A 20,958-nucleotide genomic window follows, 5' to 3' on the forward strand; every position below is an offset into this window, starting at 1 on the left:
CGCGGAGTGTGACGGGGAGTGCCGTACGGCCCGCCCGTGCCCTTCAGTCCCCTCAGTCCCCAACCCCTTCAGCGGGGCCGCCCGGTTCTTCGGGGCGGCCCCGCTGCGTTCGTGCCGCGTTCGTCTTCGTGTGAGTTCGTCCCGCCTCCGGCCGCCCTTCTTCGTGCGCTCACCGGCCGCCCTTCTTCGCGCTCAGGGCCGTTCAGCCGATCGGTAGGCCGCCGTGATCGCCCGCTCGTCCGCCAGCACGTGCTGCCTCGGCGGCCCGGCCAGCAGCCCGCGCACCGCGGTGAGCAGGTCGGTGGCCACGTGCTCGGCGGCGGCCGTCTCCTGCGGGCGGGTCGCCGGGGTGGGGACGAGGATGCCGTGGGCGCCGGCCCGGCGCGCGGCCTCGACGGTGTTCCCGGTCGCGCCGACCACGGCGATCCGCCCGGGCGGCGTGCACACCCGCCCCGCCGCCCACAGCACCAGTCCGGGCGCCGGTGCGCGGCAGTGGCAGCCGTCGTCGGGGTCGTGCGGGCAGACCGCCCAGACGTCGAAGGGGCCGAGGAGGTCGTCGATCCGTTCGTCGACGCGCCGCAGGTCGGCCTGGGACAGCAGTCCGCGGGCGACGCCCGGCTGGTGGGTGAGGACGCCGGTGCGCACGCCGCGCGCCCGCAGCAGCGCGAGCGCCTCGCGCGCGCCGGGGGCGGGGCGGACCCGGCCGGGGTCGGCGTTGTCGGGGACGTCCTCGACGAGGACTCCGTCGCGGTCGAGGAGCACGACGCGGACGCGGTTCACGGGGCCACCTCCTGCCAGGGGGCCGCGTGCCGGTGTCGCCAGGTGCCGTTCAGCCGGTACCAGGTGGCCGCGGGCGGGATGAGGACGCTGGTGGCGAGCAGGGTCGTCACCTCCTGGCGGGTGCGCGGCCCGGGCGCGATGCGCGCCCACGCCAACTCGCCGGTGCCCAGCGCCCAGCCGAGCGCGGCGGCCGTGGCGGCCCGCCGGTGGCCGGCCGCGGCGAGCGTGCCGGCGGCCAGGCCCGCCGCGGTCGTCGCGACGTGGGCGCGGATCCGGCCGCGCGGGGCGAACGCCCGGTGCTGCCAGCCCGGTCCGTGCAGCCGCCGCATGAGGGCGTCGTCGGCGTTGCCGCGCTCGGCGCGCAGGGACGCCCAGCGGTCGGCGGGCGGGACCGGGTGGCGGGAGGTGCGCCGGCCCTGTCGGATGCGCCACCCCGCGTCGAGCAGGCGCAGCGCGAGGTCGGTGTCCTCGCGGAAGACGTGCCGCAAGCGTTCGTCGAAACCGCCGACCTGCTTGAGCGCCTCGGCGCGGTAGGCCATGTCGGCGGTGATCCAGCGGGCCCGTGCGAGGCCGGCGGTGGCGCGCTCCCAGTCGGTGGGGCGGCGCCCGTCCGGCAGGGGTACGGTCGGCACGCCCTGCACGCCCGCGGTGTCGGGGGTGGCGTCCGCCAGGTCCTCGGCGAGCTGCTCGCCCCAGTGGGGTCCGACCTGGACGTCGTCGTCGAGGAAGGCGACCCAGGGCGCGGCGGCCGCGCGCAGCCCGGCGTTACGGGCGGCGGCGGGTCCCCGGCCGCCGCCGCGCAGGACGGTGGTGCGCTCGCGCAGGTCGCCGAGGACGCTCAACGGGTGCTCCAGGGGGCAGGGCTCGGGGTCCGACCGGTCGTCGACGAGGACGATGCCGGCCGGCTTCGGCCCCTTGGCGGCGGCGAGCGCGCCGAGGCAGTCGGCGAGCGAGTCCCGTACGAGGGTCGGGATCACGACGGTGTAGGCGGTCATGCGCGCGCCTTCCTCCGCCCGGGTGCGGCGGGTGGGCGACGTCCGGACCATTCGGGTGCCAGCTGACGGCTGCCTCAAACACGGGGAAGGCCGAGCCGGGGAAGGTCCACCGCTCGCCGCCGGCTGAGCCAAGAGTGTGAGCCGTCGGAGATCGTGCCGCCCGGACGCCCGGAATCCCTACGATCTTCCCGTGGTCACCTTCCAGTTCGAACGCACGGCACCACTGGCCCTCGACGAGGCCTGGCGCCGGCTCACCGAGTGGACCCGGCACGGCGACGTGGTCCCGCTGACCCGCGTCACCGTGGTCACGCCCGGGCCGACCCGCGAGGGCACGGTGTTCGTGGCCCGCTCCGGGATCGGACCGCTCGCCGTCGACGACCGGATGGAAGTCACCGTCTGGTGCCCTCCGGGCGAGGACGAGCCGGGTCTGTGCCGGCTGGAGAAACGCGGCCGGACGGTCCGGGGCTGGGCGGAGATCGAGGTGCGGCCCGGGCCGGGCGGGCGGGCCCGGGTGGTGTGGCGCGAGGAGCTGCGGCTGCGGCCCCTGCCGTCCCTGTTCGATCCCCTGCTGCGGGCCACGGCCCGGCGGATGTTCGGGCGGGCGGCCAACCGTCTGCTGCGCCGCCCGTGACCCGCACCGGCCCGACCGGACGGCGGCACTGGGAGGAGCACTTCGCCGCGGGCCACGGCTTCCGGAGCGCCGACGAGCACGAACTGCGGCTGCTCGCCGACGCCGTACGGCCGGGGCCGGGCACCCGCGCCCTGGACGTCGGCTGCGGGCTCGGCGGGTACGCCGCCGCACTCGCCGGGCTCGGCTGTCACACCCTCGCCGTGGACTGGGCCGACGCGGCGGTGGCCGCGACCCGCGACCGGTACACCGGCCTCGCACCGCGCCTGCGCGTCCGCCGGCTGGACATCACGGACGCCGCCGAGGCCGCGACCCTGCCGGCGCGCTCCTTCGACCTGGTGACGATGCGGCTGGTGCTGGCCTTCCTGCCCGACAAGGCGGCCGTCGCGGAACTGGTCCGTACGCTGCTGGCGCCCGGTGGGGTGTGGCTGGTGACGACGCCGCTCACCGGACGGCTGCCCGCGGAGCGCCGCTCCATCGGCCTCACTCCCGACGACGTGGCGACGGTGACGGACCGCTGGAGCCGGGGCCACTTCTACGACCTGGAGCCGGGCGGACCGCGCTGCTTCGTGCTGCGCGACTGACCCCCGGACCGGCCCCCTGGGCAGGTGCCGTACCGCGTGCCAGGGTGGACGCAGGACGGGGGTGGTCGCATGACGGCGGTGGACGAGGTCGAAGCGCTCGCGGTGGACGGTCTGCGCTGGCTGCTGGGGGTCGCGCGGGAGACGGGGGACGGCGGCCTCGGCTGGCCCTCCCGTCCCTCGGACGCCACGCTCGCACCGATGCTCTACGACGGCACCGCCGGGATCGTGCCGGTGCTGCTGGAGGCGCGCCGGCACTTCGGGGACGACGCCTACGGCGACGCCGCCCTGCGCGCGGCACGGAGCCTGGTGGTCGCCGTCGAGGAGTGCGGGGACGACTCGCTGTACTTCGGCCGCACCGGTATGGCGCTCGTGCTGCGGGCCGTCCACCGCGAACTGGGCGACGGCGCCGCCGGGGCCGCCGCCGGCCGGGCCCTGGCGCGGGTGCGGTCACGCTTCGACGGGACGCGCTGGGGCGAGCTGTTCGAGCTGATGGGCGGCAACGCGGGCATCGGTCTCGGCGCGCTCGCGCTCGGCGACCCCGAGCTGGCCGTGCTCGCGCTGGAGCCCTACGCGCGCACGGCCGAGGCGACCGCGGCGGGCGTGCAGTGGGCGCACCGGCCCGGTGTGCGGGCGCGGCTGCACCACGTCTCGCACGGCACGCTCGGCATCGTGTACGGGCTGGCCGCCGTCGGCGCGGCCACCGGCCGGACGGACCTGGTGGACCTGGCGCGGGCCGGGGCCGCGGACGTCGTGGCCCGCGACGAGGCGGGACCGTACGGCTTCCTGGTGCCCCACTCCGACCCGCAGCACGTCCCCGAGCTGGTCGAGCGGTACAGCTACGGCTGGTGTCACGGCCCGGCCGGTGACGCCCAGGTCTTCCGGCTGCTGCGGAACGTCCTGGCCGAGCCCGCGTGGCAGGCTCTCGCCGACCGCTGCTGGCACACCGTGACGCACTCCGGTCTGCCGCGCCGGCTGCGGCCCGGTTTCTGGGACAACAACGCCCGCTGCTGCGGCACGGCGGGCGTCCTGGCGCTGGCCTGCGACCGGATGGCCGAGCAGGGCGACTCCCCGGACTTCGCCGGGGTGCTGGTCGAGGACCTCGTCGCCCGCGCGACCCGGGACGCCGACGGGGCACGCTGGTCGAACGTCGAGCACCGGGCCACTCCCGGCACGCTCGAACCGCGCACCGGCTGGGCGATGGGGAACGCGGGCATCGTGCGCGAACTGCTGCGCTTCGTCCGGCTGAGCGAGTCGGGGGATCCGCACTACGCGTTCGCCTGGCCGGACCAGCCGGTGGTCCGCCGGCTCACGCTCCCGCCTCAGGCCACCGACCCGATCCTCCCGGCCGGCACCGACGTCACGTCGTGATGGATCGGGGTGTGCGCGCCGGTCAGCGGCACGCCGCTGCCGCCCCGCCGGCCGGCCACGATCTCCGCGGCGATCGACAGCGCGGTCTCCTCGGGTGTACGGGCGCCCAGGTCGAGGCCGATGGGTGAGCGCAGCCGTGCCAGCTCCAGCTCGGTGACGCCGACCGCGCGCAGCCGCTCGGTGCGGTCGAGGTGGGTGCGGCGCGAGCCCATGGCGCCGACGTAGGCGACCGGCAGGCGCAGGGCGAGCCGGAGCAGGGGGACGTCGAACTTGGCGTCGTGGGTGAGGACGCACAGGACGGTCCTGCCGTCCACGTCGGTGTGCTCGAGGTAGCGGTGCGGCCACTCGACGACGATCTCGTCGGCCTCCGGGAAGCGGGCCCGCGTCGCGAACACCGGGCGGGCGTCGCACACGGTCACGCGATACCCGAGGAACGTGCCGATCCGCACCAGCGCCGACGCGAAGTCGATCGCGCCGAAGACGATCATCCGGGGCGGCGGCACGGAGGACTCGACGAGCACGGTGAGCGGGGCCCCGCAGGGGGAGCCCTGTTCGCCGATCCGGAGGGTGCCGGTGCGGCCGGCGTCCAGGAAGGCGCGGGCCTCGGCGGCGACCGTGCGGTCCAGTTCGGGGTGGGCGCCGAAGCCGCCGTCGTGGGAGCCGTCGGGGCGGACGAGCAGGGCGCGGCCGAGGAGTTCCGGTGGTCCGGCGACGATCCGGGCCGTCGCCGCGGCCTCCTTGCGGGCGGCGGCCGCCAGCGCGGCGGCGGCCACCGGGCGGACCGGGTCCCCGGCGCGGACCGGTGTGACGAGGATGTCGATGACGCCGCCGCAGGTCAGGCCGACCGCGAAGGCGTCGTCGTCGCTGTAGCCGAAGCGCTCCACGACCGACTCGCCGTGCTCGAGGGCCTGTTGGCACAGTTCGTAGACGGCGCCCTCCACACAGCCGCCGGAGACCGAGCCGATCGCCGTGCCGTCGGCGTCCACCGCGAGGGCGGCCCCGGGCCGGCGTGGGGCGCTGCCGCCGACGGCCACCACGGTGGCCACGGCGAAGTCACGGCCCTGCTCGACCCACCGGTTCAGCTCCTCGGCGATCTCCAGCATCTCTCGGTCTCCTTACTGCGGTCGTGTGGAGGGTGTTCGCGGGAAGGGCTGGGTCCCGTCTTACGGATCAGCCCGACTCGGGGCTGCGGTGCCCGGCCGACCGCGGCCCCGGGCTGATCCGGAAGACACGGCCTCTAGTGCACGCCCAGCCAGCTCTCGACGGGGTTGAGGGCGAAGTAGAGCAGGAAGATCACGGTCAGGCCCCACATGAAGGCGCCGATCTCCCGCGCCCTGCCCTGGGCGGCCCTGATGGCGGCGTAGCTGATGACGCCGGCCGCGACGCCCGCCGTGATGGAGTACGTGAACGGCATGATCACGACGGTCAGGAAGACCGGGATCGCGGTGGCCCGGTCGGCCCAGTCGACGTGCCGGGCGTTCATCATCATCATGGCGCCGATGACCACCAGGGCCGCGGCGGCCACCTCGCCCGGCACGATCGCCGTCAGCGGGGTGAGGAACAGACAGGCCGCGAAGAAGAGACCGGTGACGACGGAGGAGAGTCCGGTACGGGCTCCCTCGCCCACGCCGGTCGCCGACTCGACGAACACCGTCTGGCCGGAGGCGCCGGAGACGCCGCCGATCGCGCCGCCCGCGCCGTCGATGAACAGCGCCCGGGACAGGCCCGGCATGCGGCCCTGCTCGTCGGCGAGTTTCGCCTCGGTGCCGACGCCGATGATGGTGGCCATCGCGTCGAAGAACCCGGCGAGGACGAGGGTGAACACGATCATGCCGACGGTCATGGCGCCGACCTCGCCCCAGCCGCCGAACTCGACCTTCCCGAAGAGCGAGAAGTCGGGCATCGAGACGGCGCTGCCGTGCAGTTCGGGGGCGCCGCTCGCCCACTGCTTCGGGGCGATGACGTCCAGTGCGCTGAGGAGCACCGCGAGGACGGTGCCGCCGACGATGCCGATCAGGATCGCGCCGGGGACGCCGCGCGCCTGCAGCATGAAGATGGCGAGGAGGGTGACGGCGAAGAGCAGCACCGGCCAGCCGGCCAGCTCGCCCGTCGGGCCGAGCGACACGGGGGTCGCCTTCCCCTGGTGCACGAAGCCGGCCTTGTAGAAGCCGATCAGGGCGACGAACAGGCCGATGCCCATGGTGATCGCGTGCTTGAGCGCGAGCGGGATCGCGTTCATGATCATCTCGCGCAGGCCGGTGACCACGAGCAGCATGATGACCACGCCGTACATCACGCACATGCCCATCGCCTGCGGCCAGGTCATCTGCGGGGCGACCTGGGAGGCCAGGACGCCGGAGACGGAGAGGCCGGCGGCCAGGGCGAGCGGCGCCTTGCCGAAGAAGCCCATCAGCAGGGTGGTGAGGGCCGCCGCGAACGCGGTCGCGGTGATCAGGGCCTGCCGGCCGAGCGTGTCCCCCGCCGCGTCCTTGCCGGACAGGATCAGGGGGTTGAGCAGCAGGATGTACGCCATCGCCATGAAGGTGGTGACGCCGCCGCGCACTTCACGCGCGACCGTGGATCCCCGGTGGGATATGTGGAAGTACCGGTCGGGCCAGGACCTGCCGGCCGGGACGCGGGTGCCTTCGCCCGCGTCGTCGGCTGTGGTCCTCGGCTCCAGTGACTGCTGGGTCATGGGGGCCTGCTCCCAAGGTTCATAGGGACACCCGCGGGCCGCCTGCGGCGACCGGCGGGTTTTGGGGAGGTGCACGACCCGGGGGACGGCCCGAGACGAACAAGGGGGACGGCGCCGGGGTGACCGCCGGTGGACGGTTGCCGGGCGCCGGGTGCCGTCGCGCTCACCCGTGCCGTTCTGCGGCACGGGTGCGGGCGACGGCGGCCGGCGTCACACGGTTCCCGTCAGGTGTTCGGGACGTACCGGTGTGCGGTCGAGTTCCAGCCCCGTCGCGTCGCGGATCGCCGCGAGGACCGCCGGAGTCGACGACAGCGTGGGGGCCTCGCCGATGCCGCGCAGCCCGTACGGGGCGTGGTCGTCGGCGAGTTCGAGGACGTCGACCGGGATGGTCGGCGTGTCGAGGATGGTGGGGATCAGGTAGTCGGTGAAGGAGGGGTTGCGCACCTTCGCGGTCTTCGGGTCGACGACGATCTCCTCCATCACCGCGATGCCCAGTCCCTGGGTGGTGCCGCCCTGGATCTGGCCGAGGACGGACAGCGGGTTGAGCGCCTTGCCGACGTCCTGGGCGCAGGCCAGCTCGACGACCTTCACCATGCCCAGCTCGGTGTCGACCTCGACGACGGCCCGGTGGGCGGCGAAGGAGTACTGGACGTGGCCGTTGCCCTGGCCGGTGCGCAGGTCGAAGGGCTCGGTCGGCCGGTGCCGCCACTCCTGCTCGACCTCGACGGCCTCGTCGCCGAGGACGTCCACCAGGCCGGCGAGGACCTCGCCGCCGTCGGTGACGACCTTGCCGCCCTCCAGGAGCAGTTCGGCGGTGGCCCAGGCGGGGTGGTACGAGCCGAACTTCCGGCGCCCGATCTCCAGCACCTTCTCCCGCACCAGTTCGCAGGCGTTCTTCACGGCGCCACCGGTGACGTACGTCTGCCGTGAGGCGGACGTGGAACCGGCGCTGCCCACCCCCGTGTCTGCCGGGTGGATCGTCACCCGGGCGACGCCCAGCTCGGTGCGGGCGATCTGCGCGTGGACGGTGACCCCGCCCTGGCCGACCTCCGCCATCGCCGTGTGCACGGTGGCGACGGGTTCGCCCGCGACGACCTCCATGCGCACCCTGGCGGTCGAGTAGTCGTCGAAGCCCTCGGAGAAGCCGACGTTCTTGATGCCGACCGCGTAGCCGACCCCGCGGACGACGCCTTCGCCGTGCGTGGTGTTGGACAGACCGCCGGGCAGCTGCCGTACGTCCGCGCCCTCGCTGCTCTCCCACTGGCGCTCCGGCGGCATCGGCATCGCCTTGACGCGGCGCAGGAGTTCGGCGACGGGGGCCGGGGAGTCGACGGGCTGGCCCGTCGGCATCAGGGTGCCCTGCTCCATGGCGTTCAGCTGCCGGAACTCCACCGGGTCCATGCCCAGTCGGCCGGCCACCTTGTCCATCTGCGCCTCGTAGGCGAAGCACGCCTGGACCGCGCCGAAGCCGCGCATGGCGCCGCAGGGCGGGTTGTTGGTGTAGAGGGCGATGGCCTCGATCTCGACGTCGTCGACCCGGTAGGGGCCGATGCCGAGCGAGGAGGCGTTGCCGACGACCGCGGGGGAGGCGGAGGCGTACGCGCCGCCGTCGAGGACGATGCGGCACTTGACGTGCGTGAGCCTGCCGTCCTTCGTCGCCCCGTGCTCGTAGTACAGCTTGGCCGGGTGGCGGTGGACGTGCCCGAAGAAGGACTCGAAGCGGTTGTAGACGATCTTGACGGGCTTGCCCGTGCGCAGCGCCAGCAGGCAGGCGTGGATCTGCATCGACAGGTCCTCGCGCCCGCCGAACGCGCCGCCGACGCCGGCCAGCGTCATCCGCACCTTCTCCTCGGGCAGGCCGAGGACGGGGGCGATCTGGCGCAGGTCGGAGTGGAGCCACTGGGTGGCGATGTAGAGGTGGACGCCGCCGTCCTCCTCCGGCACGGCGAGACCGGACTCGGGGCCGAGGAAGGCCTGGTCCTGCATGCCGAAGGTGTACTCGCCCCGGACGATGACGTCGGCCCTCTTCGCCGCCTCGTCGGCGTCGCCGCGGACGATCGGCTGGCGGTGCACGATGTTCGGGTGCGGCACGTGGCCGATGTGGTGGTCGTCGCGGTTCTCGTGGATCAGGATCGCGTCGGGGGCGGTCGCGGAGGCCTCGTCGGTGATGACGGGCAGCTCGCGGTACTCCACCTTGATCTTCGCGGCGGCGCGGCGGGCGGTCTCCGGGTGGTCGGCGGCGACGATCGCGACCGGCTCGCCGTGGTGGCGGACCCTGCCGTGGGCGAGGACCGGGGTGTCCTGGATCTCCAGGCCGTAGTTCCTCACCTCGGTCGGCAGGTCGTCGTACGTCAGCACGGCGTACACGCCGGGCGTGGCGAGCGCCTCGGACGTGTCGAGGGAGACGATCTCGGCGTGGGCGACGGTGGAACGCAGGATCTGGCCCCAGAGCATGTCCTCGTGCCACATGTCGGAGGAGTACGCGAACTCGCCGGTGACCTTGAGGATGCCGTCGGGCCGGAGCGTGGACTCGCCGATGCCGCCCTTGGTCTGCGAGCCCTGGGTGATCTTGGTGGGAGCGCCGTTGGTGGGCATCGTCAGACCGCCTCTTGCTGCCGGGCGGCCGCGAGGCGGACCGCGTCCATGATCTTCTCGTAGCCGGTGCAGCGGCACAGGTTGCCCGAGAGCGCCTCGCGGATGTCCGCGTCGGACGGGTTCGGGTTGCGCTCCAGCATCTCGTCGGCCGCGACGAGGAGGCCGGGCGTGCAGAAGCCGCACTGGACGGCGCCGGCGTCGATGAAGGCCTGCTGGACCGGGGAGAGTGCGGTGCCCTCACCGGTGTGGGAGTCGGTGCCCCCGGCCTGCCACCGCCGGGCCTCGTCGATCGAGGTCCCCCCGGATCCGCACCCGCCGGAGGCGCAGCCGCCGTGCTCGGCGCGCTGCTTGGCGTAGTCCGCCAGGCCTTCCACGGTGACGACCTCACGGCCCTCCACCTGGCCGGCGGCGACCAGGCAGGAACACACCGGGACGCCGTCGAGACGGACCGTGCAGGAGCCGCACTCGCCCTGCTCGCAGGCGTTCTTGGAGCCGGGCAGGCCGAGCCGCTCGCGCAGCACGTACAGCAGGGACTCGCCCTCCCACACGTCGTCGGCTTCCTGCGGACGTCCGTTGACGGTGAAGTTGACACGCATCACGCAGCACTCCCCTTCTGACGCGAGGCGCGGTCGGTGCCGCGGTACGACTCCCAGGTCCAGGTCAGCGTGCGGCGGGCCATGACGCCGACCGCGTGCCTGCGGTAGCTCGCGGTGCCGCGGACGTCGTCGATCGGGTTGCAGGCGGCGGCGCACAGGTCGGCGAACCGCTTGGCGACCGACGGAGTGATGATCTTGCCGTTGTCCCAGAAGCCGCCCTCGTCGAGCGCCGCGTTCAGGAACTCCTCCGCGGTCTTCGCCCGCACGGGGGTGGGGGCGGCCGAGCCGATGCCGGTGCGGACCGTGCGGGTCCCGGGGTGCAGGGCCAGCCCGAAGGCGCACACGGCGATGACCATGGCGTTGCGGGTGCCGACCTTGGAGTACTGCTGGGGTCCGTCGGCCTTCTTGATGTGGACGGCCCGGATCAGCTCGTCGGCGGCGAGCGCGTTGCGCTTCACGCCGGTGTAGAACGCGTCGATCGGGATACGGCGGGAGCCGCGCACCGACTCGGCCTCGACCTCGGCGCCGGCCGCGAGGAGGGCGGGGTGGGCGTCGCCGGCCGGGGAGGCGGTGCCGAGGTTGCCGCCGACGCCGCCGCGGTTGCGGATCTGCGGGGAGGCCACGGTGTGGGAGGCGAGGGCCAGCCCCGGCAGTTCGGCCCGCAGGTTCTCCATGATCTTCGTGTAGGGGACGGAGGCACCGAGCCGCACGCTCTCCTCGCCGACCTCCCACTCGTAGAGGTCGCCGACGCGGTTGAGGTCGAGGAGGTACTCGGGCCGCCGGTGGTCGAAGTTGATCTCGACCATCACGTCGGTACCACCCGCAATCGGCACAGCGGTGGGATGCGCGGCCTTCGCGGCGAGCGCCTCCTCCCAGCTGGCGGGGCGAAGGAAGTCCATGACCGGCTCTCTTCTTCGTCTCGTGAGTCGTTCGGATCGAGCCAGATTCGGGTGCGGCGGGCCCGGCTCGTTCAAGTGCTGTTCACGCGGATCGCAGCCAGTACACAGCGGCGTACTCCGACGGGGTCAGTCACCGAAACCATGAAGGAGTTGGCTGGTCGATGCGGGCATCTTGTAGATTCGTATGAACGGAGGTCCTGGGTAACCTCCCGGTTTTCCCGTGGAAACGCGGGAAACAGCCCCGCAACAGGAGAACGCGGCTCAGGAGGGCGCCCCCACGGGCCGCGAGCCCGTCGGCGTCGGTCCGCGCACCCGGTGGGCCCTCACGCTTCATCGTAGATTTCGAGACAGAGAACGGCGGCGACGAGAATGCGGCTGCGCGCACTGCTGGACACCGACGCGCTGGGCCTGCGGCTGCTCGGCGGCGAGGACGAGCTGGACCGCACCGTCCGGGGTGTGATGACCACCGACCTGCGGGACCCGAGCCGCTACCTCTCCGGGGGCGAGCTGGTGCTGACGGGACTGGCCTGGCGCCGGGACGCCGCGGACTCCGAGCCGTTCGTACGGATCCTGGTGCAGGCCGGCGTGGCCGCGCTCGCCGCCGGTGAGGCCGAGCTCGGCGATGTGCCGGAGGACCTGGTCGTCGCCTGCGCCCGGCACCGGCTGCCGCTGTTCGCGGTGCACGAGTCGGTGGCGTTCGCGACGATCACCGAGCACGTCGTACGGCAGGTGTCCGGCGAGCGGGCCGGGGACCTCGCGGCCGTCGTCGACCGGCACCGGCGGATGATGACCTCGGGCCCGGCGGGCGGCGGCCCCGACGTGGTGCTGGACCTGCTCGGCTCCGACCTCGACCTGCGCGCCTGGGTCCTCTCCCCCACCGGGCGGCTCATCGCGGGCCCCAAGGTGGCGGGCCCCGGGCCGTCGTCCGAGGTGTGCGCGAAGCTCGCGGCGGAGCACCTGACGGCCGTCCGCACCGGCCGCCGCGGCCCGCACCGGGTGATCGTGGGCCAGACGACGTACTCGCTGTTCCCGGTCCGCTCCGGCGGCCGCTCCGCGCGGGACGTGCGCGAGACGGTGCTGTCGGACTGGCTGCTGGCCGTCGAGGCGGACGCCGGTGACTGGGCGGAGGAGCGCCTCGACCTGCTCCAGGGCGTCACCCAGCTCATCGCGGTCGAGCGGGACCGCCGGGACGCGGCGCGCACGGTGCGCAGGCGGCTCGCGCAGGAGGTGCTGGAGCTGGTGCAGACGGGCGCGGCGCCCGCCGAGATCGCGGCGCGGCTGCGGGTGGCGGCGCCGGTGCTGCTGCCGGGCCTGGGGGCCGCCCCGCACTGGCAGGTGGTCGTGGCGCGCGCCGAGTGGGAGGGCGGTGAGGTGGAGGGCGGACCGGTCGCCCAGGCGCTGCTGGAGGAGATCCTGGTCGACCCGCGCGCCACCGGCCCCGAGCCCTCCGACCGCATCGCCGTCGCCCACACCGGCGACGAGGCCATCGCCCTCGTGCCGCTCCCGGCCGTCTCCACCGAACACGACGGCTCGGAGTCCGGCGTCCTCGCCGACGCCCTCCTCGCCTCCGTACGGGAGCCGCTGTCGGCGGGCCTGGACGGCGACGGCCGGGTCACGCTGGGGGTGAGCGCTGCGGTGCACTCGGCGGAGGGACTGCGGGGCGCCCTGGAGGAGGCCCGGCATGCGCGCCGGGTCGCGGCGGCCCGCCCCGGCCTGGTGTGCGCGGCGGGCCACCAGGAGCTGGCCTCGCACGTGCTGCTGCTGCCGTTCGTCCCGGACGACGTCCGCCGCGCCTTCACCGCCCGGCTCCTGGACCCGCTGCGCGACTACGACCGCCGCCATCGCGCCGAGCTGATCCCGACCCTGGAGGCGTTCCTGGACTGCGACGGCTCGTGGACCCGGTGCGCGTCCCGGCTCCACCTGCACGTCAACACGCTGCGCTACCGGGTCGGCCGCATCGAGCAGTTGACGAGCCGTGACCTGTCGCGGCTGGAGGACAAGCTGGACTTCTTCCTGGCGCTGCGGATGAGCTGACGGATCGGCGGTCGTGGGCCGAAACCCCGGAGGCCGGGGAGTCCCACGACTTTGTGAAATCCTTCACCCGCCCCCTTGGCCCGGCGCCGTGATCCGTGCTGAGATGCCGCCACCAACTCAAAGCTCGACGGCGCGCTCGAGGAGGGCAACGTGGCGCATCCCGCCATGTCTGGTAACGGAACGACCGCTGGTGACGATCCCCTCCAGACCGCGGTATGGCGGCTGCGCTCGCGGGCCTGCTGGGCCGACGCCGCTGCCCTGCTCCCGCCGGACACCGCGGCGGGCTCGATCCAGCGGGCCGCGCTGTTCGTGGAGCGGTGCCTGTACACCGAGCAGGGCTGGCAGGACGCGGAGGACGCGCTGCGCACGGCGGAGGCGCTGGCGCACACCGACGAGGAGCGGGGTGCCGCCGCTTGTGAACGCGGTCACCTGGCGTACGCGGCGACGGTGCACGGGGTGCGCGACCGGGTCGACGAGGCGCGGGCCGCGCTCGGGCGGGCGGCCGCGCTGATCCACCCGGAGGCGCCGGGCCGGGCCCTGCTGGACTTCCGCCGCGGCCTGCTCGCGGAGAACATCACGCGTTCCCCGCAGGCCGCCCGCGCCGCCTACCGACGCGCCCACACGGCTGCGGCGGCCCACTCCGACGCCCTGCTGCTCTCCTTCACCTGGCGCCATCTCGCGGGCCTCGCCCTGCGCGACGGCGAGGTGGCCGAGGCCCGGCACGGCTTCGCCGAGTCGCTGCGGATCCGGGAGGAGCTGGGCTATCTCGTGGGGACGGCTCCGGCTCTGGCGTCGCTGGCGGACGCGGAGGCCGAGCCGGAGGCGTCGCGGCTGCGGGAGGAGGCTCGGCGGCTGTTCCGTCTCCTCGGGGGCGTACCGACGTGGCTGGACCGGCAGCTGGCCCCGCCGGCCGCCTCGGCGTAGGACGTCGTGGCACGCCGGGCGGGATCAACTCCCGTCCGGTGTGCATCCGGACGGCTGCCTCGGCGCCCGCTTCCCGCTCACCGGCGGCCCCGTCCGAGGAGCTCTCGGCGCGTCGGCACAGGCACCGGTGACGCCCGTTCGGGAGACGACCCGCTCGTGAGCGACCGCCCCCGTCGAGGCCGGCCGCCGGCCGTCCGGTCAGCCCGCGCCCGCGAAATGCTCCCGCACCAGCGCCTGCACCACGTCCAGGTCACCCGCCGTCAACGCCTCCAGCAGCGCCAGGTGTTCGGCGGCGTCGGCGACCAGGTCCGCCCGCCCCCGGGTCACCGGCCCGCCCACCAGCGGCCACTGCGAGCGGCGGTGGAGGTCCTCCGCGACGCCGACCAGCTGTTCGTTGCCGCACAGGCCCAGGACCGCGCGGTGGAAGACGCGGTCGGACTCGGCGTACGTGGCGCGGCAGCCGGAGGTCGCGGCGCGGACGGTCGCCTCGGCGAGGGGGCGCAGGTCCGCCCACCGTTCGGCGGGGACCGTCCGGGCGAGCCGGAGCATCACGGGGACCTCGATGAGCGCGCGCACCTCGGCCAGCTCGGCCAGCTCGCGGGCGCCGCGCACGATCACCCGGAAGCCCCGGTTGGGCACGACCTCGACGGCGCCCTCCAGCGCGAGCTGCTGCATCGCCTCGCGGACCGGCGTCGCGGACACCCCGAAGCGTTCGCCGAGGACCGGCGCCGAGTACACCTCGCCGGGGGCGAGGTCCCCGGTCACCAGGGCGGTGCGCAGGGCGTCGAGGATCTGGCCGCGCACGGAGGCCCGCCGCACGACGTGGCGGGGCCGGGGCAGGGACACCTCGCTGTGCGTGTGCTCCCCGCGGACGGCGCCGGGTACCCGCGCGTCCCCGCCGGAGCCGGCCGGGCCCCGCCCGCGCTCCGCCGCGCGCGGCTGCGCCGGCACCCTGACCTCGTTCGCGTGTCCTTCGGGGATCCCCGTCCCGGCAAAGCCCTGCGCGCTCTGCTCCACGGGGGGTCCTCCTCGGGACGTGTCGGCACTTGGGGTCATTACGGCGGGTTGTTACTCGTCCGTCAAGCACCTTAGGCGTATGGGCCGCCAGTTCAAATCCCGGGCATATTGAGTAAGGTAAGCCTTACCTCTTAATCGCTCGTGAAGGGTGGTCCCCGTGCCCGTACGCCCCTCGGCCCCGTCGGCCGTGGCGGACGCCTACGCCCGCCTCGCGGAGGTCTTTCCGGGCCTCACCGTCAGGGAACTGGAGGCCGGCGAGCCGGAACCCGGGGGCGGCGGCTGGGTCGCGGCGGCCGAGCTCGCGCAGGGCGGAGCGGCCCTGGAGGCCTTCCTCGCCTGGGACGACGCCCAGGTGGTCCGGGACTACGGACAGCGGGCCCGCCCCGACGTCGTCGCGAGCTTCGGACTGCACCGGTACGCCTGGCCCGCCTGCCTGCTGATCACCGTCCCCTGGTTCCTGCACCGCCGGGTGCCCCGCTTCCCCGTGACGCATGTCTCGTACGACCGCACCGGCGACGGCATGCGGATGGCCGTCCGCGCGCCCGCCTCCTTCGCCTGTCTGCCGGGCGATCCCGCGGCGGCGCTGCCCGGCGCCCGGGTGGTCGCGGACGAGGAGGCGCTGCGGGCGGAGGTGCGGGCCGCGATCGCCGAGCACCACGAGCCGGTCCTGGCCGGCTTCGCGCCCCGGACGCGGCGGCGCGGGCGCGCCCTGTGGGGCATGGTCACGGACGAGGTGGTGGAGGGGCTCTGGTACATCGCCCACCTGCTCGGCGAGGGCGAGCAGGGGCGGGCACGGCGCGAGCTGGAGCTGCTGCTGCCGGGCGCGACCCGGCCGTACGTCGGCTCGGCGGCCTTCCGCGAGCTGACCGGACCGGACGGCGAGTCGCTGCCCACCCGGGACCGGGCGAGCTGCTGCATGTTCTACACGGTGCGCCCCGAGGACACCTGCGCCACCTGCCCGCGCACCTGCGACGCGGACCGCGTCACCAAGCTCGCCGCGGCCGCGGCGAGTTGAGGGACCATCGGACCGGCTTCGGCGGGGCACCCCGGACCGTTGCCCTCTCCCGCGTCCCGTAGGATCACCCGCACGAGACTCCCGCATGGTCACAGGCGTTTCACGATTTCCTCACCAGCCACGGGAACTTTCCGTGGAACCACCGGTACGGGTAGTCTTATTCGAACTCAACTCCCGCCCCTCAAGCGGCAGTTCGAGCAGAACGTCGCCCTGGGCATTCCCTTGCACCTCCTTGGCGGCCTCTTGCCCCGAAACCCCCTGAGGGCCGGCGGGATTGGGCCACTATGGCGGGCGTTACGCCCTATCCCAATGCAAGGGACCCCAGATGAGACTGACCGACATATCGCTGAACTGGCTGCTTCCGGGCGCCGTACTGCTCCTGGGCATGCTGGCGGCGGTGGCGGTGCTCGCGCGCGGAAAGCGCTCCTCCGGGGAGAACGCGAGCGCGGACGACTCGTGGGAGCGCAGCGAGGAGCGCCGCAGGCGCAAGGAGGCCCTGTACGGCACCGCCTCCTATGTGCTGCTGTTCTGCTGCGCGGCGGTCGCCGCCGCGCTCTCCTTCCACGGCCTGGTCGGCTTCGGCCGGCAGAACCTGAACCTGTCCGGCGGCTGGGAATACCTGGTGCCGTTCGGCCTGGACGGTGCCGCGATGTTCTGCTCGGTCCTCGCGGTGCGCGAGGCCAGCCACGGTGACGCGGCGCTCGGCTCCCGGATACTCGTGTGGACGTTCGCGGGCGCCGCGGCCTGGTTCAACTGGGTCCACGCGCCCCGGGGCCTGGGTCACGACGGTGCCCCCCACTTCTTCGCCGGCATGTCGCTCTCGGCGGCCGTGCTCTTCGACCGGGCGCTGAAGCAGACCCGCCGGGCCGCGCTGCGCGAGCAGGGCCTGGTGCCGCGCCCGCTGCCGCAGATCCGCGTCGTGCGCTGGCTGCGGGCCCCCCGCGAGACCTACAAGGCGTGGTCGCTGATGCTCCTGGAGGGCGTGCGCAGCCTGGACGAGGCCGTCGAGGAGGTCCGCGAGGACAAGCGCCAGAAGGAGCAGGCGCGCCGTCACCGCCGCGACCAGCAGCGCGTGGAGCGGGCGCAGCTGAAGGCGATCAGCCGGGGGCACCGCGGTTTCCCGGGCCGCGGCGGCCGTCAGCTGGAGGGACAGGCGGCCCTGGAGCGGGCCGGCGAGCGAGTCTCCGCGGAGCCTGCCATAGCAAGCGCGCCGGAGCAGCTGCCCGTGCCTTCGCGGCCCTCCCTGCAGCCCGTACGCCAGAGTTCTGACCCGATCACCGTCGACCTCACCGCGGAGGACGACACGATGGCCCTGCCGCGCCTGGACTCCCTGGAGCGCAAGCTCAAGGACCTGGAGCAGCAGTTCGGCTGACCGGTACGCGATCACGGGAAGGGGGCGCGACCCATGGGGTCGCGCCCCCTTCCCGTGGGTTCACGCCGCCTCCGCGCCCAGCTCGAACCACACCGCCTTCCCGACCCCGTGCGCCCGGACCCCCCACGCGTCCGCGAGGGACTGCACCAGGATCAGGCCCCGGCCGTGCGTGCCGTCGTCGGCCTTCGGCATGCGCGGCTGCGGGCGGCGGGAGACGAAGTCCCGCACCTCGACCCGCAGACCGGCCGGCCCCACGGTGGCCGTCAGGACCGCGTCGTGATCGGTGTGGACGAGCGCGTTGGTGACGAGCTCGCTGGTGAGCAGTTCCGCGATGTCCGATCGTCCGGGTTTCCCCCACTGCCGCAGCATCTCGCGCAGCGCCCGGCGCGTCTCGGGGACGGCCCGCAGGTCCGCCCGCCCGAGTCTGCGCCGCAGCTGGGACGCCTGCGCCCGCGTCTGCCCGGCGTCGTCGCCGTCGGCCTTGTCCTGCGCTGTCCGCCTCGCCGAGGTACCCGCGATCACGGTCGAACCGCTGCCTCGTGCCTGCCTCTTCATGACCCCCGCCCGCGTGCCGATGTCGGTTCCCCTCCTGCTCGAACACGTTCACGGGGATGCTTGCCCCGTGGGCACCGGGCCAGTCATGTCCACTCGTTGACGACCAGGTGTTCGGCCATGTCCGAGCGGGCCACGGGGGCTTTCCAGGGGCACGTGACAGGCCGACGCCGCCGCCCGAGCCGCCGGCGAGCGTGCCGTGCGGGACGACCGGCCGCCGGACTCGGCACAACTGCCGGGCCCCGTCCGCTGGGCACGTGTCCGACGAGCCGGTGCCGGTGATCCAGGCCCTCCCGGCCGCCCACGAGCCCTTCAGAACCGGCTCGGGGCGCGGGAAAGCCCTGGTCGACGGGTTGGCTCCGAGGGGAGGCCGGGACCCCGAGGAGTGGGCGCGCCCCGGAGGGGAGGCGCTGCCTTACGACGGCGCGGGCGGCCGTCGTACGGGCGTGCACCCGCGCGACCAGCACCTGACGGTCGCCGCCCCCGCGCAGGGAGGTGAGCCGGCGCATCCGCTCTTCCCACGACCACCGATCCGGCCGTCCTGCACGCTTTCGAACCTACGCACCCGGACGACGGGGCGACCGCCGGGCTCGGCCGCCGCGCCGATACGCCCCTGCCGACTTGGCCGTACCCGAGGAAGAGGTGAGGAGGAAGAGGCGTCGCGGGGGTACCGGCTGCCGAAGTGCCGGAGGAGGCGATGCGTGCGCGGGGTCCGGTGGCGGAGGGCCCGCCGCAACCGGAGCCCGCGCGCCTCGGACCTCCGTCGTGTGCCGGGCCGCCCTGCCGCGGCGCCGCGCGGCGACCAAGTTGGCCGAATCCGCTCGTTCCCCTCGCTTCCCTTGCTCCCCTTGGGGCCGATGGTGCACGCGTTCCGCGCGTGCAGGAGGCCGTCCGCGTGCTCCTCCGCCTCCCAGGCCGCCGGCCGCTTCAGGCAGTCGGCGCCGAGGCAGTACCCGCGCGGCCCGGAGGCGAGCCGGCCGCCGCCGTCCGGGCCGACGCATTCACGCCGAACGCCGTCACGCCTCCCACACGGCGGCGGCCGTACGGTCGTCCGCGTACCCCTTGACCCGGACCTGGACGTCGGCGAGGAAGGCGGCCAGACCGGGCGGGGCGCTCTTCGACCACCGCTCCGTCAGGTGGGCGGGCAGTTCGGGCTCGCCGCGCAGGGGCTCGGCGAGGCCGTCGGTGCACATCAGGAGCGTGTCACCCGGCCGGGCGACGGAGGCCCGGAAACGGAAGGGTTCGCGGGCCGGCCCGGGGGACGGTTCGTACGGGGTCGGCGGGGTCGGAATCCCGAGGTCCATGGTGAGGCGGTCGCCCTCGGGCGTCTCGGCGGGCGGGGAGCCGAACCCGACGACCGGCTCGCCGGCGACCTCGCCGGCCTTCGGTTCGATGTCCTGCCACGCGCCGTCCCTCAGCCGGAACAGTCCGCCGGGGCCGACGCCGAAGAAGACACGCGTCCGGCAGGCGGGGTCGGCGGGCAGCAGGAGACAGCGCAGGGTGGCCGCGTACTCCTCGGGTTCGAGGCCCTGTTCGGCGGCGCCGGCGCGGAGCCGGCCGAGGCTGCGGTCGGTGAGGCGGTGCAGGCCCGACTTCAGGTCGCCGCGCCGCGCGGCCCTGATGTCCTCGGCGAGCCGGACGTGACTGCGGCCCACGGCCCGCCCGATCCACCGGCACACCTCGGCGGCCGCCCGGTGCGCCCCCGGGGTGGCCCGTGCGCCGGTCGCCATCGCGACCAGGATCAGCGCCTGCTCGCCGGCGCCGAAGCGGGCGGTGAGGAGGGAGTCGCGGCGCGGCTCGCCGCGGTAGCGCGCGGAGTCCCCGCGCACGGAGGCGGCCCGCAGGACGCACGCCCCGTACCGGGCGCCGTCCAGCACGGTGTCGGCGACCAGATCGTCGAGTGCGTCCGGGTCGGCGGGGGGCAGGGCGGTGGGCTCGGCGTCGTAGGTGGGCGGCCGGGAGCCGACGTGGGGCTTGGCGGTGGGGCGCGCGGTGTGCCGCGGGGCGGGCGGCGCGGCGGCCGGCTGCCCGAAGGGGGTCACCGTGCCGGTGGCGGAGGCGGTGGGGGCGAGGAGCGGTGGGGGTGGCGGGGACGCCGGTGCGGCGGGAGCGGGCGCAGCCTCCGTGGACGTGGGGTTGGCGGCGGGGGCTTCGGGAGCGGGGTTCCGGCCTGGGCGCGCCGTCCGTTCGTCGAAGCCCGGGGGGAGGGGGCGGAACGGGCCATCGCCGACGCGCGCACCCTGCGCACCACCCTGCGGACCCTCGGGCAGGAAGGTGGTGGGGCCGGGCGGTGTGGCCGGCGGAGGTTCCCAGGGGGCACGTCGGGGTGCGGGAGGACGGGCGGCGTCGGGGGTGGGGGTGGGGCCGGGGTCGGTGGGGGTGGGGCCGGGGTCGGTGGGGGTGGGGCCGGGGTCGGTGGGGGTGGGGCCGGGGTCGGTGGGGGCGGAGCCCGCGTCCGGCCCGTCGGCAGGTTCCCCGTCCCGCCCGCGGGGCGGACCCTCGGGAGGGCCGGCGACAGGCCCGGCAGCGGGCGCGCTGCGCGGTGGCGGGACCGTGGGAACCGATGGCGGAGCCGCGGTGGGTGGGGGCGGAGCCGCAGCCGGTGGCGGTGGAGCCGTGCCGGGTGGCGGTGGAGCCGTGCCGGGTGGCGGTGGAGCCGTGGCCGGTGACGGTGGAGCCGTGCCGGGTGAAGAGGGAGCCGCAGCCAGTGGGGGCGGAGCCGCAGCCGGTGGCGGTGGAGCCGTGGCGGGTGAGGGCGGAACCGCAGCCGGTGGCGGTGGAGCCGTGGCGGGTGAGGGCGGAGCCGTAGGCGGAGGCGGTGGAGCCGTGGTCGGCGGTGGCGGGGGGCTCGCGTCCTTCTGCGCCCACCAGTCCACCTGCTCGGTCCGCTCCGGGCGTTGCGGA

Annotated in this window: 18 protein-coding genes; 8 read left to right on the forward strand and 10 right to left on the reverse strand. The window is 74.7% G+C overall.

The genetic code is table 11. From position 1 onward, the window contains the following. Positions 1-192: 192 nt before the first annotated feature. Positions 193-780, reverse strand: a complete 588-nt coding sequence (locus tag ACF1A1_RS36755) for a D-glycero-alpha-D-manno-heptose-1,7-bisphosphate 7-phosphatase (protein ID WP_392006166.1) — start codon at positions 778-780, stop codon at positions 193-195. Then, positions 777-1,775 carry a glycosyltransferase family 2 protein gene (locus tag ACF1A1_RS36760; protein ID WP_392006168.1) on the reverse strand — a complete coding sequence of 333 codons (999 nt, stop codon included), beginning with the start codon at positions 1,773-1,775 and terminating at the stop codon, positions 777-779. The genes ACF1A1_RS36755 and ACF1A1_RS36760 overlap by 4 nt, the downstream gene beginning before the upstream one ends. 190 nt (positions 1,776-1,965) lie before the next feature. Here ACF1A1_RS36760 and ACF1A1_RS36765 point away from each other — a divergent pair, with 190 nt between their 5' ends. From ACF1A1_RS36765 to ACF1A1_RS36775, 3 genes are all read left to right on the forward strand, one after another. Beyond that, positions 1,966-2,406: an SRPBCC family protein gene (locus tag ACF1A1_RS36765; protein ID WP_392006170.1), complete on the forward strand. Its 441-nt coding sequence runs from the start codon at positions 1,966-1,968 to the stop codon at positions 2,404-2,406. After that, the gene (locus ACF1A1_RS36770) at positions 2,403-2,987 is read left to right on the forward strand and encodes a class I SAM-dependent methyltransferase (RefSeq protein ID WP_392006172.1); all 585 of its coding nucleotides are present in this window, start codon (positions 2,403-2,405) and stop codon (positions 2,985-2,987) included. Before ACF1A1_RS36765 ends, ACF1A1_RS36770 begins: the two co-directional genes overlap by 4 nt. A gap of 69 nt (positions 2,988-3,056) precedes the next feature. Then, entirely contained in the window at positions 3,057-4,355 is a 1,299-nt protein-coding gene (locus ACF1A1_RS36775; protein ID WP_392006174.1) for a lanthionine synthetase LanC family protein, read from the forward strand. Here ACF1A1_RS36775 and ACF1A1_RS36780 read toward each other — a convergent pair. The 5 genes from ACF1A1_RS36780 to ACF1A1_RS36800 all read right to left on the reverse strand — a co-directional run bounded on the left by ACF1A1_RS36780 (position 4,307) and on the right by ACF1A1_RS36800 (position 11,140). After that, entirely contained in the window at positions 4,307-5,458 is a 1,152-nt protein-coding gene (locus ACF1A1_RS36780; RefSeq protein WP_392006176.1) for an XdhC family protein, read from the reverse strand. The two genes, ACF1A1_RS36775 and ACF1A1_RS36780, sit on opposite strands and share 49 nt — an antisense overlap. Before the next feature lie 134 nt (positions 5,459-5,592). Further along, positions 5,593-7,050, reverse strand: coding sequence for an NCS2 family permease (locus tag ACF1A1_RS36785; RefSeq protein ID WP_392006178.1), 1,458 nt, complete (start codon positions 7,048-7,050; stop codon positions 5,593-5,595). 210 nt (positions 7,051-7,260) lie between these two features. After that, positions 7,261-9,645 carry a xanthine dehydrogenase family protein molybdopterin-binding subunit gene (locus ACF1A1_RS36790; RefSeq protein WP_392006180.1) on the reverse strand — a complete coding sequence of 795 codons (2,385 nt, stop codon included), beginning with the start codon at positions 9,643-9,645 and terminating at the stop codon, positions 7,261-7,263. Between the two features lie 2 nt (positions 9,646-9,647). Beyond that, positions 9,648-10,241 carry a (2Fe-2S)-binding protein gene (locus ACF1A1_RS36795; protein ID WP_392006182.1) on the reverse strand — a complete coding sequence of 198 codons (594 nt, stop codon included), beginning with the start codon at positions 10,239-10,241 and terminating at the stop codon, positions 9,648-9,650. Further along, a complete protein-coding gene (locus tag ACF1A1_RS36800) occupies positions 10,241-11,140 on the reverse strand; it encodes an FAD binding domain-containing protein (protein ID WP_392006183.1) in 900 nt (299 codons plus the stop codon). Before ACF1A1_RS36800 ends, ACF1A1_RS36795 begins: the two co-directional genes overlap by 1 nt. A gap of 369 nt (positions 11,141-11,509) precedes the next feature. Between ACF1A1_RS36800 and ACF1A1_RS36805 the strand changes: the two genes are divergently transcribed. Next, positions 11,510-13,174, forward strand: coding sequence for a PucR family transcriptional regulator (locus tag ACF1A1_RS36805; protein ID WP_392006185.1), 1,665 nt, complete (start codon positions 11,510-11,512; stop codon positions 13,172-13,174). A 150-nt stretch (positions 13,175-13,324) separates the two neighbouring features. After that, positions 13,325-14,098, forward strand: a complete 774-nt coding sequence (locus tag ACF1A1_RS36810; RefSeq protein ID WP_392006187.1) for a hypothetical protein — start codon at positions 13,325-13,327, stop codon at positions 14,096-14,098. Positions 14,099-14,296: 198 nt separating this feature from the next. Here ACF1A1_RS36810 and ACF1A1_RS36815 read toward each other — a convergent pair whose 3' ends face one another. Then, positions 14,297-15,115 carry a GntR family transcriptional regulator gene (locus ACF1A1_RS36815; RefSeq protein WP_392006188.1) on the reverse strand — a complete coding sequence of 273 codons (819 nt, stop codon included), beginning with the start codon at positions 15,113-15,115 and terminating at the stop codon, positions 14,297-14,299. A gap of 157 nt (positions 15,116-15,272) precedes the next feature. Here ACF1A1_RS36815 and ACF1A1_RS36820 point away from each other — a divergent pair, with 157 nt between their 5' ends. Together ACF1A1_RS36820 and ACF1A1_RS36825 are read left to right on the forward strand one after the other, a co-directional pair. Beyond that, a complete protein-coding gene (locus ACF1A1_RS36820) occupies positions 15,273-16,130 on the forward strand; it encodes a (2Fe-2S)-binding protein (protein ID WP_392006190.1) in 858 nt (285 codons plus the stop codon). Positions 16,131-16,455: 325 nt separating this feature from the next. Next, positions 16,456-17,502: a DUF2637 domain-containing protein gene (locus ACF1A1_RS36825; protein WP_392006192.1), complete on the forward strand. Its 1,047-nt coding sequence runs from the start codon at positions 16,456-16,458 to the stop codon at positions 17,500-17,502. Positions 17,503-17,562: 60 nt separating this feature from the next. Here the strand turns inward: ACF1A1_RS36825 and ACF1A1_RS36830 are convergent, their stop codons facing one another. Next, complete coding sequence (locus tag ACF1A1_RS36830) at positions 17,563-18,057, reverse strand: ATP-binding protein (protein ID WP_392006194.1); 495 nt, start codon at positions 18,055-18,057, stop codon at positions 17,563-17,565. 1,013 nt (positions 18,058-19,070) lie between these two features. Then, entirely contained in the window at positions 19,071-20,096 is a 1,026-nt protein-coding gene (locus ACF1A1_RS36835; RefSeq protein ID WP_392006196.1) for a PP2C family serine/threonine-protein phosphatase, read from the reverse strand. A gap of 521 nt (positions 20,097-20,617) precedes the next feature. Here ACF1A1_RS36835 and ACF1A1_RS36840 point away from each other — a divergent pair. Beyond that, positions 20,618-20,863 (forward strand): hypothetical protein, encoded by a 246-nt coding sequence (locus ACF1A1_RS36840; RefSeq protein ID WP_392006198.1) that lies wholly within the window; start codon positions 20,618-20,620, stop codon positions 20,861-20,863. The last annotated feature ends 95 nt before the right edge of the window (positions 20,864-20,958 follow it).

It is taken from the genome of Streptomyces sp. NPDC014995, from assembly GCF_043080745.1.
Classification (GTDB): Bacteria; Actinomycetota; Actinomycetes; order Streptomycetales; family Streptomycetaceae; genus Streptomyces.